Source organism: Stenotrophomonas sp. SXG-1 (genome assembly GCF_014083965.1).
Classification (GTDB): domain Bacteria; phylum Pseudomonadota; class Gammaproteobacteria; order Xanthomonadales; family Xanthomonadaceae; genus Stenotrophomonas; species Stenotrophomonas geniculata.
Genome location: NZ_CP046588.1, coordinates 994,267 through 1,008,593, shown reverse-complemented (window position 1 = coordinate 1,008,593; position 14,327 = coordinate 994,267). Strand labels below are relative to the sequence as shown.

Below are 14,327 nucleotides of genomic sequence, written 5' to 3'. Positions count from 1 at the left end.
GAATCCGGCGAATCGCGCATGAAACATTTTTCATTTGCAGTCACCGCGAGCGGTTGCGAGGATGGCAGCCATCCAACCTGCACAATGGCCCATGCCGCGCGTACTCACCATCGAGGACGACCTTGTCACTGCGGAGGAAATCGCAACCGAGCTGCGCAGCCATGGCTTCGAGGTCGACGTTGCCGTTGATGGCACTGCCGGCCTCGCATTGGCGCGTGCGGGCGACTACGCGGTGATCACCCTGGACCGCATGCTGCCCGGCATCGATGGCCTGGCGCTGGTCACTGCGCTGCGGCGCGAAGGAATCGTCACCCCCGTACTGATGATCAGCGCGCTGTCGGACGTGGACGAGCGCGTGCGTGGCCTGCGTGCAGGCGGCGACGATTACCTGACCAAGCCGTTCGCCTCCGATGAGATGGCGGCCCGCGTGGAGGTATTGATCCGTCGCCAGAGCCAGGCCGGCCCTGCCGACAGTGTCCTGCATGCCGGCGACCTCGAACTGGATCTGATGACCCGTTCGGCCCGGCGTGGCGGGCAGGAGATCAGCCTGCTGCCGACCGAGTTCAAGCTGCTCGAATTCCTGGTCCGCAATGCCGGCCAGGTGGTCACCCGCAGCATGCTGTTCCAGGAAGTCTGGGGCTATCACTTCGACCCCGGCACCAACCTGATCGATGTCCACATCGGCCGCGTGCGCAAGCGCATCGAGCAGCCGGGCCGCCCGCAACCCATCACCACCGTCCGTGGAACCGGCTATGTCTTCGATGCGCAATCCTGACCAGTGGCGCTCGTCCAGCAGCCGCCTGCTCGGGTTGTACTGCATCCTGTTCGTGGCCTGGTCGAGCCTGCTGCTGGGGGTGATGTACTGGCGCATCTCGGACTATCTCAATGACCTGACCGAATCCGGGCTGCAGCAGCGTGCCCATCTGTTCATGGCATTCGACGGCCAGGCACTGGACGATGCGTTGCGCGACAGCCAGCGCTTCGACCTGCACCAGGTCTACACCTACGGATTGTTCAGCGGCGACGGCGCGCCATTGGCTGGACCGCTGACCGCCATCCCATCGGGACTGCCGCTGGATGGCAGCTCGCATCCGGTGGAAGGCTGGACATTGGTCGATGGAAAGCACGAGAGCGGCGGCAGCGCACTTGGCGTAGCGACCCGGGACGGGCGGACGCTGGTGTTCGTGCGCCAGAACGGCAAGCTCATGGCGGTCAACAGCATCATTCTCGATGCACTGCTGTGGGGTGTGTCGCTGACCGTCATCCCTGGCCTGGTCGGCTGGCATCTGCTGCGCCGGCGCCCGTTGAAGCGGATCCAGCAGATCGAAGCGGCCACCAGCCGCATCGTCGCCGGCGACCTCGGCCAGCGCCTGCCGGTATCCAACCGTCGCGACGAGATCGATCGGCTGTCGAGCATCGTCAATGCCATGCTCGAACGCATCGAGCAGCTGATGACCGAGGTCAAAGGCGTGTGCGACAGCATCGCCCATGATCTGCGCACCCCGCTCACCCGCCTGCGGGCGCATCTGTACCGCATGCGCGTCGGTCTGGACGAACAGGATCCCCATGCCGACCCGCTGGACAAGGCACTGGCGGAAACGGACATGCTGATGGCGCGTTTCACCGCGCTGCTGCGGGTATCCGAACTGGAAAGCCACCAGCGGCGTTCGGCCTTCGACGAGGTCGACCTTGCCGAGCTGCTGCAGGAACTGCACCAGTTCTACCTGCCACTGGCCGAAGAGAAGCAGCAGTTGCTGGAGCTGCAGGTGGATCCACAGGCCGGCCTGCTGCGCGGCGACCGTGAGCTGTTGTTCGAAGCGGTGGCGAACCTGCTGTCCAACGCCCTGCAGTTCACCCCTGCGCACGGCCGCATCCTGCTACGTGCGGTCGATGATCACGGCGCGCCGAGGATCGATGTGATCGACAATGGACCCGGCATCCCGCCGCAGGATCGCACACTGATCTACCAGCGCTTCTTCCGCGGCAGCAGCAGTGCCGGCCAGGGACCTGGATTCGGCTTGGGCCTGTCGATCGTGGCCGCCATTGCCGGCCTGCACGGCTTCCGGCTGCGCGCGGGCAGCGCCCCGGGCGGCGGCGCCTGGCTGAGCATCCGCGGCGCCTCGGACGGCCTGCCCTGACACCGGGCCTGGGTAACTCAATCGCATTTGGGAATCATTTGTATTTGCAGGCACGCATCCGGATAATCCGCCGTCACCGCCTTCCCGGATTCCTGACGATGCCCGCCCTGTCGCCACGCCGCCCGCTGCTGTACACGCTCGCCCTGCCCACCCTGCTGGCCTCGGCCGTCGCCCAGGCCCAGGACGGCCCGGCGGCACGCACCCTGGACAAGGTGACCGTGGTGGCCGAGCGGGCCAGCACCGCGACCAAGACCGACACCGCCCTGACCGAGACGCCGCAGGCGATCAGCGTGGTCACCCAGCAGCTGTTCACCGATCGCGGCGCGCACAACCTGCAGGAAGTGCTGCGCTACAGCGCCGGCGTCACCGCCGATGCCTGGGGCCTGGATACCCGCAACGACGCGACCTCGGTGCGCGGGCTGGACCCCGTGCAGTACCAGGATGGCCTGCGCCGCAGCTACGGTTTCAGCCCCCTCGCCCGCCCGGAAATCTATGGCCTGGAGCGGGTGGAAGTGCTGCGCGGCCCATCCTCGGTACTGTACGGTGCCGGCGCCACCGGTGGCATCATCAATGCGATGAGCAAGCGCCCGACCTTCGGCGCCCTTACGGGCGAGGTCGGCGTGCAGTTCGGCAGCTTCGACCGCAGGCAGCTTCAGGGTGACATTGGCGGCGCCTTGAACGATGCCGGTACGCTTGCCGGCCGCTTCGTCGGGCTGATGCGTGAATCCAACATGCAGACCGATGTACTCAACGATGACCGCATCTACCTGGCGCCCTCGATCAGCTGGCGCGGCGAACGCAGCACGCTGACCCTGCTGGCCAGCTATCAGCACGACAGGACCGGCTCCAGCCAGCAGTTCCTGCCGCTGGCCGCGACCCTGCTGGCACTGCCGGGCCGCCGCCTGGACACTTCCACCTTCATCGGCCACCCCGGCTTTGATCGCATCGATTCGCGCGTCTACAGCCTGACCGCGCTGTTCGACCACAGCTTCAATGACGTGCTCAGCCTGCGCTCGGCGGTGCGCTACATCGATGGCAGGACCACCCTGCAGCAGATGTACGTGGACAGCTACAGCAATCCGGCAGATCCCTTCATCGATGCCGACCACCGCGTGGTCAACCGCACCGCCTACGGCACCCGCCCCGACGTGCAGATCTTCAGCGCCGACAATGCGCTGCAGTTCGACTTCGCCACCGGTGCGTTCCAGCACCTGCTGCTGGCCGGGGTGGACTACAGCCAGTACAAGGAGCAGCTGCAGCGGCTGGATGCCACCGGCACGCCGATCGACATCTACACCCCGGTGTCGGCCGCACCGATCGTGCGTGGCTGGGATCGTCAGCCGGACCAGACCTCCACCCAGCTGGGTGTCTATGTGCAGGACCAGATCCGCTGGGCCGACCGCGTCTCGCTGGTGCTGGGCGCGCGCCGCGACCATGCGCGCTCGAAGACCGAAGGCCAACCCAGCCAGACCGACAACGCCACCACCTACCGCGCCGGCCTGATCGGCGACCTCGGCGCCGGAGTATCGCCCTACCTGAGCTACAGCGAGTCGTTCCTGCCGGTGACTGGCCAGGACCTGTTCGGCCAGGCCTTCAAACCGATGCGTGGCCGCCAGAGCGAGGCCGGCATCAAGTGGCAGCCGGCACGCAACCTGCTGCTGACGATGGCGGCGTACCGCATCACCGAAACCAACCGGCAGACCAACGATCCGGACAACGTGCTGAACGTGGTGCAGACCGGGCAGATCCGCTCCAAGGGTATCGAGCTGGAAGGGCAGTTCCAGCTCGCCAACGACCTCACCATCACCGCCGCGGTGGCCCGCAATGAGGCCGAAGTCAGCCGCAGCAACTTCGCGCTGGAAGTGGGCCAGCGCCTCAACGACACCCCGCAGGACCTGGCCTCGGCCTGGGTGTCCAAGGGCTTCCAGCTTGACGATGCCGCATGCCTGCGCCTGGGCCTGGGCGTGCGCCACGTCGGCAACACCGTATCGCTGGGCAATGGCGGACGCATCGTGACGCCCAGCTACACGCTGGCCGATGCATTGGTGGAAGTGCAGGTAACCGACTGGACGATGGCGTTGAACATCACCAACCTCTCCGACAAGCGCTACTACGCCCCGTGCCGCACGTTTGGCGACTGCTTCGCCGGCTACCCGCGCGTGGTCACCGGCACCATCAGCTATCGGTTCTGAGCACGGCCAATGTCGGCCGCCGCAGCAGCAGGTGAAACACCACCGCGCATGCGGCGGTCAGCAGTGCCAGCAGACGCAGCAGCACCGCCAGCGCCTCGGCACTGGCGTGCTGCAGCTGCTCGCCGCTCATCGACGGCAGCAGTGCCTGCGCCTGTGCCTGCGTACCCGTGGCCAGATAGGCACCAGCGCGCGCCAACGATGCAGGCGATGCTCCCTGTAGATGCTCGCTGGCAATCAGCGACAGCACTGCTGTCACCGCCGCCAGCGCAATACCTTCGCCGGCCACCCGCACGGTGCCGAAGATGCCTGCAGCCATGCCGGCCCGCTGCACCGGCACCATGCTCACCGACAACCCATCCATCAGCCCCCACGGCAACGCCGTCCCTGCGCCGATCAGTGCCAGCCATGGCATCCACTGCCGCGGCGACGGATTGGCCGCATACCGCGACAGCAGATACAGGCCGCACGCACACACCAGCAGGCCAAGAGTGCACAGCCGTGCGCTGCCGATCCGTCCCGCCCAGCGCGCGGCCAACAGTGGCAGCACCAGCATCGGCGCAGACAGGGCCAGCATCTGCAGGCCAACCCACGTGGTGCTCTGCCCATGCACACCCAGGAGTTGAAGCGGCAACACCACCAGCAGCACCACGTAGCCGAGGCAGGTCGCCACCGGTAGCAGCTGGACGCCCAGGAACGCCGGTTGCGAGAACAGCGAGAGGTCCAGCAATGGGAATGGATGCATCCGTTCGATGCAGACGAACGCTGCGCCGAGCAACAGCGTGGCGAGCAATGCCAGTTGCACGCGCATGGCGTGCACGCCGAATTCGCCCAGCCACAGCAGGGCCAGCGTCAGCGCCGCCAGCATCATGCTGAAACCCAGCATGCCGCCGACATCCAGCCGGCCGCGCTCTCCATGGCTCTCAGGCAACACGCGCGCGCCCAGTGCGAAGGCCGCCAATGCCGGTAAACCACCGGCTGCGAACACACTGCGCCATCCCAGTGCCTGCAGCAGCAGGCCCGCCAGCAACGGCCCAAGCGCCAGCCCCGCACCGAACGTCGTGCCCAGCAGGGCGAAGACGCGGCCACGCGCCGGCCCCTGCCAGCCCTGCGCCAGCGCCGCAGTGCCCGAGGCCAGCGCGGCGGCGGCGGCAACGCCCTGCAGGCCGCGCGCCAGATCCAGCCACAGCAGCGTCGGGGCCACGCATGCAGCGGTCGTAGCAGCGGTGAATCCGACCGTGCCCGTCAGGAACATCCGCCGACGGCCGTAGCGGTCGGCCAGGCCACCGGCAGCAAGCAGCAGGCTGCCGAAGGTCAGCATGAAGGCATTGGTCACCCAGGCCAACGCGGTGGGCGAGGCCCCCGCAGAACGAGCCAGCACCGCACCGCGACGGCACCGGCCGAAAAGGACAACGGCAGCGCCAGCGCGGCCAGGCAGACCGCAAGCAGCGTCCAGTGCTGCTGCATGCGGACGGGTATAGGGCGTATCGAAACCGGGGCCATGTGGGCCTCCATCCATCAGGGGCGTTGATGATGGGCAGGCCGGTATTGCTGAAAAACAGGCTGGATGGACGTTGATTGCGGCCAGATGTTCCGCAATCATGCCCGCATGGACTCCATCTCCGCCCTGCTTGCCTTCGTCCGTACCACCGAAGCCGGCAGCATCGTCGGCGCTGCCCGCGTGCTCGGCCTGTCCGCCTCGGCGGTCGGCAAGCGTATCGCCCGCCTTGAGCAGGAACTCGGCACCCGCCTGTTCCATCGCACCACCCGCCGCGTGCACCTCACCGACGAAGGCGAATTGCTGCTGCAACGCTGCCGGCGTGCGTTGGATGAACTTTCCGAAGCGCAGGCAGACCTCGCGCAGCGACAGCACGCCCCCAGCGGGCTGCTGCGCATCGGTCTGCCCACCATCGGCTACCGCTTCCTGCTGCCGGTGCTGCCCGGCTTCCAGCAGCGCTACCCACAGGTGCAGCTGGAACTGGACTTCAACGACCGCATCGTCGATGTGGTCAGCGAAGGCCTGGACGCGGTGATACGCAGCGGCGAACTGGCCGATTCCAGCCTGACCGCACGGCGCCTGGGTGGCTTTCGTTTCATGCTCTGCGCGGCGCCTGGCTATCTGCAGGCGCACGGCATTCCCGGCGATGTGGGCGATCTGCGCATGCATGCGGCTCTGCGCTTCCGCTACCCGACTACCGGGAAGCTGCACCCCTGGCAGTTGCCGGGGGTGGAAGGCGATGCCGGCGCGCGCCTTCCGACGGCGATGACCTGCAACAACATGGAAGCCGTGCTGGCCGCCGCCATCGGCTGCATGGGCCTGGCCTGGATGCCCGACTTCCTGGCGGCCGACGCACTGGCCGACGGCCGCCTGCAACAGGTGCTGCCCACACTGCCCACGCACCAGGGGCAGTTCTCGCTGCTGTGGCCCGGTGGGCGCCATCCCAGTGCACGCCTGCGGGTGTTCATCGACTACGCCGTTGCGCACCTTTTCCGCAGCACCCCGGAAAAGGGACGGAGGGGATTAAGTCGTAATTGGTCCTGCTGCGCCTGAAACGACTTAATCCCCTCCGTCCCCTTTTTCGTCCCCTTTTTCCTGGCGGCTGAAGCGGCGCGCGCCGGCGACGCAGATCACTGCGACCAGAGTCACCAGCACCATGCTGAGGCTGACCGATTCGTGCAGCAGCAGCGCGGCCAGGGCCAGGCCGAAGAAGGGCTGCAGCAGCTGCAGCTGGCCGACAGCGGCGATGCCGCCCTGGGCCAGCCCGCGGTACCAGAACAGGAAGCCGATCAGCATGCTGAACACTGCCACGTAGCCCAGTGCCCACCACGCCGAGGCACCGACCGCCGAGAGCGAGGCCGGGCGCATCAGCACCGTCATCGGCAGCATCACCGGCAACGCCAGCAGCAATGCCCAGCTGATCACCTGCCAGCCGCCCAGATGACGGGCGAGCCGACCACCTTCCGCGTAGCCCAGCCCGCACACCACGATCGCCGCCAGCATCAGCAGGTCGGCCTGCAAAGAGGCTTCGATGCCGTTGCGCGCGGCATAGCCGACCACGCAGGCACTGCCCAGCAACGAGAACAGCCAGAACGCCGGGCGCGGCCGATCGCCACCGCGCAGCACGCCGAACACCGCTGTACTCAACGGCAGCAGGCCGAGGAACACGATGGTGTGTGCCGACGAAGCATGGCGCAGCGCGAGCGCGGTCAGCAGCGGGAAGCCGACCACAACGCCGAGGCTGACCACCACCAGCCCCGGCAGGTCGCCGCGCCGCGGCCACGGTTGGCGCAGCATCAACAACAGGCCCAGGCCGAGCACCGCGGCGATGGTGGCGCGTGCGGCGGTGACGAACCCGGCATCCAGCTGCAGCACCGCCAGGCGGGTGGCCGGTAATGAGCCGGCGAAGATCACCACACCGATGAAGCCATTGATCCAACCACTCGCCGACCGTTCCACGCCTGTACTCCTGAAGGTGCCGGACGATGCCCGGCTGCACCTGTATGGAAGCATCCAGCGCGGAACGACCCCAGCTACAATCCAGTACAGCCGCAAGTAACTGTACTGCCCACACTTCCACTACGGTTCCACCATGCCGCGCCCGCTCACCCGCATCGAATCGGTCATCCAGACCGTCCGCACCCGCATCAGTGCACGGGTGGATGGCCCCGGCTCCCGCCTGCCTTCGGTACGTGCGCAGGCAGCGACCATGGGAGTTTCAGTCTCCACCGTGGTCGAGGCCTACGAGCGCCTGGCGGCCGAAGGCCTGATCAGTGCACGCGCAGGCTCGGGCTTCTACGTCAGTGGCCCGGCCGCACCGCTGGCGCTGGCCGAAATGGAGCCGCGGCTGGATCGCGCGGTGGATCCGCTGTGGGTGTCACGGCAATCGCTGGAAACGCCCGCGGGCGATCTCAAGCCAGGGTGCGGCTGGATGCCCAGTGACTGGCTGTATCACGATGGCGTGCGCCGCGGCCTGCGCCGGCTGTCGCGTGCCGATGCCATGCAACTGGTGGACTACGCCGGTCCGCTCGGGCTGCCCGCGTTGCGCCAGCTGCTGCAAAGGCGCAGCGCCACGCTTGGCATCGATGCACCGATGGAGCAGATCCTGCTGACCGAATCCGGTACGCACGCGGTCGATCTGCTCTGCCGTTTCCTGCTCAAGCCCGGCGACTGCGTGCTGGTCGATGACCCGAGCTACTTCAATTACCACGCGCTGCTCAAGGCGCACCAGGTGCAGGCCATCGGCGTGCCGTACACGCACAGCGGCCCGGACCTGGAGGCGTTCGCGCAAGCCCTGCAGGCGCATTCGCCGCGGCTGTACATCACCAATTCCGGCCTGCACAACCCGACCGGCGCGGTGCTTTCGGCCAACACCGCGCACCGCCTGCTGGGCCTGGCCGAACGCAGCGAGTTGATCATCGTCGAGGACGACATCTTCGCCGACTTCGAACTGCAGCCGGCACCGCGGCTGGCCGCGCTCGATGGACTGTCACGGGTGATCCACGTCGGCAGTTTCTCCAAGACGCTGTCGGCAGCGTCGCGCTGCGGCTACATCGCTGCGCGCCACGACTGGATAGAGGCACTGACCGACCTGAAGCTGGCGACCAGCTTTGGCGGCGGCCATCTGGCCGCGCAGTTGATGCACATCGCGCTGACCGATAGCGGTTACCGCCGCCACATGCAGTCGATACGTTCGCGCCTGGCCGATGTACGCCGGCACACACTGCGGAAACTGCAGGCGCTGGGCATCACGCCGTGGCTGCAGCCGGAAGCCGGCCTGTTCCTGTGGTGCCAGCTGCCCGACGGCCGCGACGCCGCCGCACTGGCGCGGCAATGCCTGCGCGAGGGCATCGTGCTGGCGCCGGGCAACGCGTTCAGCCAGTCGCAGCGCGCGGCCGACTATCTGCGCTTCAACGTCTCGCAGTGCCAGGACCCGAGGATCTGGCAGGTGCTGGCGCGGGCGTTGCGCTGAGCTGGATGCAAGCCGGTCAGCGCAGGCAGGAGCGACCCGCGGCAAAGGCACTTGCATGCCACGGTACAGTGGTATGTCCCTGTTGCAGGAATGCACGCATGTCTTCGTTCTCCGATCCGCAGGCCGTTGCCCGCTATGCCGAGGGCCCGCTGCGCCAGGTGCCGGGCTTCCTCGCGTTGCAGCAGATGAGTCGCCTGCTGCTGGCCGAACACGTTCCTGCGCAGGGCCGCGTGCTGGTGCTGGGCGCCGGTGGCGGGCTGGAGCTGAAGGCCTTCGCCGAGGCACAGCCGGGCTGGCAGTTGCTCGGCGTGGATCCGGCCGCACCGATGCTGGCCCTGGCCGAACAGACACTGGGTCCGCTGAAGTCGCGCGTGCAGCTGCTGGAAGGCTACATCGACGATGCGCCCGATCTGCGCTTCGACGGTGCCAGCTGCCTGTTGACCCTGCACTTCCTCGACGCCGCGCAGCGCCTGCACACGTTGCGCGAGCTGCACCGGCGCCTGCAGCCCGGCGCGCCGCTGGTGGTGGCGCACCACAGCGTACCGCAGGATCCGGCCGGCAAGCTGCGCTGGCTGCAGCGCTACGCGGCGTTCGCCGAAGCCTCGGGGGTTGCCCGCGCCGATGCGCAGCGCGCGATGGAGGCCATTGCCGAGCGGCTGCCGCTGCTGGCGCCCGAGCAGGAGGTCGCCCTGCTGCAGGAGGCCGGCTTCGACGACGTGGAGCTGTTCTATGCCGGCTTCAGCTTCAAGGGCTGGGTGGCGTACGCCAGGTGATGCCTACGGCACCACGGTGATGCCGATGCGCTGCATCAACAGCGCCACCTGCTGCACGTCCAGCGTGGCGCCGCGCAGGTTGGTCCTGCGCAGGTCCAGCTCGCCCAGCTCGGAGTTGGTCAGATCGCAGTCGGTGAAGTTGGCGCTGTTCCAGTCGATGCCCTCGAACTGGCCGCCGGACAGGTCCGAGCCGGCGAAGCTGGCGCCACTCACGTTCGCACCGTCCCAACGGTTTTCCCATAGCTCGCACTTCTCCAGCGTCACCCGCGAGAAGTTCGCGTAGCGCAGGTTCGACTTCTTGATGAAGGCACTGCAGAACCAGCTCCGCGTGGTGATCTGGTTCATGAAGCTGGCGTTGCTGAAATCCGCGCCCTGCGCGCGGCACTCGCTGATCTCCAGGCCCAGTGCATTGATGAAGTTGAAGTGGCACATGCTGATGTCGCAGCTTCGGAAGCTGGCTTCCTTCAGCGTGGCGCCGTTGAAGCGACAGCCGGCACGGCTGTCGGCATCGTAGAAACTGCAGTTGATGAACTCGGTGCCGGTCAGGTCCGCGCCGGAGAAATCGCACTTGTGGAACTGCTGGTCGACCACTTTCTGGCCGGTGTACTGGTCTGCGCCGATGCGCAGCTCGCGGTGAACGGTGGGGGACATCAGGGATTCCATGCCAGGTGCCCCGCCATGATGCCGGGCCACAAAGGCGATCCATAGACCCCGCGCGCGACCGGGTTTACCGGCAGTCCAGCCACCCTGTGCCTACTCCGCCAAATTGCACGTTGTTGCGCGTTAATGCACGAACATGCAGACTTGCAGCATGAGCTCAGATCCCAGCCCCCTCCCCGCCCAGCGCACCCGGCAGATCCTCGAGGAACTGCGCCAGCAGGGCCGCGTGGTCGCCGCCGAACTGGCGCGCCGCTATGCCGTCTCCGAAGATTCGATCCGCCGCGACCTGCGCGAGCTGGCCGCCCAGGGCCTGTGCCAGCGTGTCTACGGGGGCGCCGTGCTGCCACCGCCAAAGGAACGCCCGCTGCGCGAGCGCCTGACCCGCGACCGCGGCGACAAGGCCGAGCTGGCCGCCCGCGTCTGCGCGCTGCTGCAACCCGACCAGGTCGTACTGCTTGATGCCGGTTCGACCAACCTGGCGATCGCCCAGCAGCTGCCGGCCGCTCTCGGGCTGACGGTGATCACCAATGCCCCGCAGATCGCCACCGCCGCCAGCCTACTTGAAGGTACCTCGGTGCAGCTGATCGGCGGCCGCCTGGCCAGCGGTGGCGGTGCGGTCGGTGCCGAAGCGTTGGCCCAGGTGCAACGCCTGCGTGCCGATGTGTACCTGCCCGGCCCCTGCGCGGTGGACGGCGACACCGGCGTGTGGGCGATGGATGCCGAGGAAGCCACGCTCAAGCGCGCGATGGTGGCCTGCAGCAGCCGCATCATCGTCGCCGCCACCACGGAAAAGCTCGGCGCCCGCGGCCACTGGCAGATCGCCAGCCTGGACGAGATCGACGATCTGGTGCTGACCACCACCGCACCGCCCGCACTGGCGGCTCGCTTCCGCGCCGCCGGTATTGCGGTGCACCCCACTCCTCCCTGACCGTACCGCTCATGTCCCTTGCCAACCGCGCGCGTGCCGAACAGCACGCGACCCGCGCTGCATTCTTCATTCCCGGCTTCGCCACCGCGCTGTGGGCCACGCTGGTGCCCTTCGCCAAGGCACGTACCGGGATCAATGACGCGACGCTGGGCCTGGTACTGCTCTGCCTCGGTGCAGGTTCGCTGCTGGCCATGCCGTTGTCAGGCGTGCTGGCCGCGCGCCTGGGCTGCCGCCGGGTGATGGTGGCCAGCAGCCTGCTGATCTGCCTGACCGTGCCCGGCCTGACATTGGCCAACTCGGCGTGGGCGCTGGGCCTGGTGCTGTTCGTGTTTGGTGCCGCCGTGGGCGCGATGGATTGCACGATGAACGTGCAGGCCGTCATCGTCGAGCGCGAAGCGCGGCGGGTGATGATGTCCGGCTTCCATGCCTTCTTCAGCATCGGCGGTTTCCTCGGTGCGGCCACCATGACCGTGCTGCTGTCCGCGCAATTGCCACCGATAGCGTCGGTGCTGATCGGCGTCGGCGCCATGCTGCTGGCGTTGCTGCTGTCAGCGGCGTACTGGCACAGCGAACGGATGCCGCACGACACACCGATGCTGGCCCTGCCACACGGCATCGTGCTGTTCATCGGCGTACTGGCGTTCGTTGCGTTCCTCGGCGAAGGTGCGATGCTGGATTGGAGCGCGGTGTTCCTCAGCGATGTGCGTCGCGTCGATGCCAGCCTCGCCGGCGTCGGCTACGTGACCTTCACCCTGACCATGACCGTCGCGCGCCTGTTCGGCGATGCACTGGTGGCGCGCGTGGGCCGCCAACGCGCGATCGTGTTCGGGGCCCTGCTCGCCGCTGCGGGCGTGCTGGTGCTGACCCTGGTCACGCCGTGGCAGGCGTCACTGATCGGCTATGTGCTGGTCGGCCTCGGCTGCGCCAACATCGCACCCGCGCTGTTCTCGCTGGCCGGCCACCAGACCCGCATGCCCGGCGCCCTGGCGATCACCGCCGTTTCCACGCTCGGCTTTGCCGGCATTCTCGCCGGGCCGGCGCTGATCGGTTTTGCTGCCGACCACTTCGGCCTGATCGCTGCATTCATCGGCGTTGCCACGGCCTTGTTGCTGGTGGCGATGTCCACGCGCTGGCTGCGGGTGTAGCCCAGTGCATCAGCGCCGCCTGCGCCGCAGCTTCATCCGCAACCGGCGGCAGCCGATCACCGTGGCCGTTGCACACAACGCAGTGCCCGCAACGCTCAACAGCAGCAGAACAGCCAACCGGGCGGTGTCGAAGCGCAGCATCGCAGGCAGGTCCCAGCTGTGCAGGAAGTAGAACAGCCAGCGCCCCAACCGCTCGCGATACCCCATCGTCAGCAATGGATCGCCGGTGGCCAGGTCGAGGTAGACGCGCGTCGCCTCGGCATCGCCGAAGTCCACCACCGCCACCGGGAAGCGGCGAACCGCTGCGCCGTTCATGGCTTCCGGTGCACGTGGGTAGAAGTACGCATCCGCTGCATGCTGGACCCAGTACCCCTGCATGGGCGCATCCGACAGCGCCCGCACCTTCTGCTGCAGCCACCCGGCCGGCAGCAACCGCGCAACCTGCAGATGCCCATTGCTGCCGGACACGATACGGGTCTCGCCCTGTCCGTCCAGCAGCACCGCGAACAGCTCGCCACCGATGCGTCGCCACTGGATCTCCACGGGCTTGAACCGCTCGGCCTCGACGGCCGTCAGCAGCGCCGTCGGCTCACCCAATGCCCCATCCACCGCCACCGTGCCACCACGATAACGTCCGCTGTCGATCGCCTCGCGCGTGCTGCTCAAGACGCCCCACGGGTTCATCGACATCAGCCCGCTGAAGATCCAGGTGAACACAAACGCTGCAGCCACCAGCCCGATCAGATGGTGCCAGCGCATCCACGACTCCACGTACGGCGTCTTCGCACCGGAACGATAGTGCCCACGGAAACGCCAGCGCCATACGCCCACCACGATGCCGCTGATCGCCGCCACCGTGCACAGTGCGGACAGCACGATCACCACCCACGTCCACACCGGGTCGACCGACTGCATGCGCAGGAAGTACAGCCAGTGCAGCCAGGCGCCCACATAGCTCCAGCGCTGCTGCACATGCGGGGCGTCCAGCACCACTTCGCCGGTGTGCGAGGACACATACAGGTCACCCGGCTGCGCGCCCCCTACCTCCACCCGGTACAGCGGCCGGTGCGCGTCCAGCGCGCGCGAGTGCGTCCAGCGATCCTCATCCACGCGCATCGCGCCGACGAACGCCTGGCCGCCAGCAAACTGCGCAGCGGATGCTTCGGCATGCTGTGCCGACACCGGCAGCAGAACCTGGCCGGTGCGCGCAGACCAGGCGCCCAGGTTGCCGCCGCTTCGCACCACGTACGCTGGCTCGCCGCGCAGCGTCGTCAGTGCCACGGCCTCCGGCTCGGCCTGCACGGCGGCCGGCAATGCCGACAGCCCCTGCCAGCCGCGGGCATCCCCCAGCACCGGCAACGCCGCCAGCCGCTCACCCGGCGTCAGCTTCGGGTAGCCGATGAACAGCATCACCATGCCACTCACGAACCACAGCAGCATCAACAGGCACCCACCAATGCCCAGCCAGCGATGCACCAGGTAGGTCCAGCGCCTGGCGGTGGATCGCAGCGTCATGGCCGGCCT

At 67.6% G+C, this 14,327-nt stretch carries 11 protein-coding genes and 1 pseudogene; 8 read left to right on the top strand and 4 right to left on the bottom strand.

Annotated features, from left to right (window positions below):
- Positions 1-91: 91 nt before the first annotated feature.
- The 3 genes from GOC52_RS04580 (at position 92) to GOC52_RS04570 (ending at position 4,330) form a co-directional block, all read left to right on the top strand.
- The gene (locus GOC52_RS04580; protein ID WP_010483717.1) at positions 92-775 is read left to right on the top strand and encodes a response regulator transcription factor; all 684 of its coding nucleotides are present in this window, start codon (positions 92-94) and stop codon (positions 773-775) included.
- A complete protein-coding gene (locus tag GOC52_RS04575; protein WP_191850738.1) occupies positions 762-2,138 on the top strand; it encodes a sensor histidine kinase in 1,377 nt (458 codons plus the stop codon). The genes GOC52_RS04580 and GOC52_RS04575 overlap by 14 nt, the downstream gene beginning before the upstream one ends.
- A 98-nt stretch (positions 2,139-2,236) precedes the next feature.
- Positions 2,237-4,330, top strand: a complete 2,094-nt coding sequence (locus GOC52_RS04570) for a TonB-dependent siderophore receptor (RefSeq protein WP_191850735.1) — start codon at positions 2,237-2,239, stop codon at positions 4,328-4,330.
- On the opposite strand, the pseudogene GOC52_RS04565 reads toward GOC52_RS04570, so the two are convergent.
- Positions 4,314-5,830: pseudogene (locus tag GOC52_RS04565) on the bottom strand (MFS transporter). The gene GOC52_RS04570 and the pseudogene GOC52_RS04565 overlap by 17 nt on opposite strands.
- A 106-nt stretch (positions 5,831-5,936) precedes the next feature.
- Here GOC52_RS04565 and GOC52_RS04560 point away from each other — a divergent pair.
- Positions 5,937-6,878: a LysR substrate-binding domain-containing protein gene (locus tag GOC52_RS04560; protein ID WP_191850733.1), complete on the top strand. Its 942-nt coding sequence runs from the start codon at positions 5,937-5,939 to the stop codon at positions 6,876-6,878.
- Positions 6,879-6,884: 6 nt separating this feature from the next.
- Here the strand turns inward: GOC52_RS04560 and GOC52_RS04555 are convergent, their stop codons facing one another.
- Entirely contained in the window at positions 6,885-7,784 is a 900-nt protein-coding gene (locus tag GOC52_RS04555) for a DMT family transporter (RefSeq protein WP_191850731.1), read from the bottom strand.
- 133 nt (positions 7,785-7,917) lie between these two features.
- Here GOC52_RS04555 and GOC52_RS04550 point away from each other — a divergent pair, with 133 nt between their 5' ends.
- Both GOC52_RS04550 and GOC52_RS04545 read left to right on the top strand, forming a co-directional pair.
- A complete protein-coding gene (locus GOC52_RS04550; protein WP_191850729.1) occupies positions 7,918-9,297 on the top strand; it encodes an aminotransferase-like domain-containing protein in 1,380 nt (459 codons plus the stop codon).
- A gap of 98 nt (positions 9,298-9,395) precedes the next feature.
- Entirely contained in the window at positions 9,396-10,070 is a 675-nt protein-coding gene (locus GOC52_RS04545) for a class I SAM-dependent methyltransferase (protein ID WP_191850727.1), read from the top strand.
- A gap of 3 nt (positions 10,071-10,073) precedes the next feature.
- Here GOC52_RS04545 and smqnr read toward each other — a convergent pair whose 3' ends face one another.
- Positions 10,074-10,721, bottom strand: coding sequence for a SmQnr family pentapeptide repeat protein (gene smqnr / locus GOC52_RS04540; protein WP_100447876.1), 648 nt, complete (start codon positions 10,719-10,721; stop codon positions 10,074-10,076).
- A gap of 160 nt (positions 10,722-10,881) precedes the next feature.
- Between smqnr and GOC52_RS04535 the strand changes: the two genes are divergently transcribed.
- Both GOC52_RS04535 and GOC52_RS04530 read left to right on the top strand, forming a co-directional pair.
- Positions 10,882-11,658, top strand: coding sequence for a DeoR/GlpR family DNA-binding transcription regulator (locus GOC52_RS04535; RefSeq protein ID WP_071306268.1), 777 nt, complete (start codon positions 10,882-10,884; stop codon positions 11,656-11,658).
- A gap of 11 nt (positions 11,659-11,669) precedes the next feature.
- Positions 11,670-12,803, top strand: a complete 1,134-nt coding sequence (locus tag GOC52_RS04530) for an MFS transporter (protein ID WP_191850725.1) — start codon at positions 11,670-11,672, stop codon at positions 12,801-12,803.
- 9 nt (positions 12,804-12,812) lie between these two features.
- Here GOC52_RS04530 and GOC52_RS04525 read toward each other — a convergent pair whose 3' ends face one another.
- Entirely contained in the window at positions 12,813-14,318 is a 1,506-nt protein-coding gene (locus GOC52_RS04525; RefSeq protein WP_191850723.1) for a PepSY-associated TM helix domain-containing protein, read from the bottom strand.
- Positions 14,319-14,327 lie beyond the last annotated feature (9 nt).

Coding starts and splice junctions, on each gene's coding strand:
- GOC52_RS04580 (WP_010483717.1), top strand. CDS start 92: ATGCCGCGCGTACTCACCATCGAGGACGACCTTGTCACTGCGGAGGAA.
- GOC52_RS04575 (WP_191850738.1), top strand. CDS start 762: ATGCGCAATCCTGACCAGTGGCGCTCGTCCAGCAGCCGCCTGCTCGGG.
- GOC52_RS04570 (WP_191850735.1), top strand. CDS start 2,237: ATGCCCGCCCTGTCGCCACGCCGCCCGCTGCTGTACACGCTCGCCCTG.
- GOC52_RS04560 (WP_191850733.1), top strand. CDS start 5,937: ATGGACTCCATCTCCGCCCTGCTTGCCTTCGTCCGTACCACCGAAGCC.
- GOC52_RS04550 (WP_191850729.1), top strand. CDS start 7,918: ATGCCGCGCCCGCTCACCCGCATCGAATCGGTCATCCAGACCGTCCGC.
- GOC52_RS04545 (WP_191850727.1), top strand. CDS start 9,396: ATGTCTTCGTTCTCCGATCCGCAGGCCGTTGCCCGCTATGCCGAGGGC.
- smqnr (WP_100447876.1), bottom strand. CDS start 10,721: ATGTCCCCCACCGTTCACCGCGAGCTGCGCATCGGCGCAGACCAGTAC.
- GOC52_RS04535 (WP_071306268.1), top strand. CDS start 10,882: ATGAGCTCAGATCCCAGCCCCCTCCCCGCCCAGCGCACCCGGCAGATC.
- GOC52_RS04530 (WP_191850725.1), top strand. CDS start 11,670: ATGTCCCTTGCCAACCGCGCGCGTGCCGAACAGCACGCGACCCGCGCT.
- GOC52_RS04525 (WP_191850723.1), bottom strand. CDS start 14,318: ATGACGCTGCGATCCACCGCCAGGCGCTGGACCTACCTGGTGCATCGC.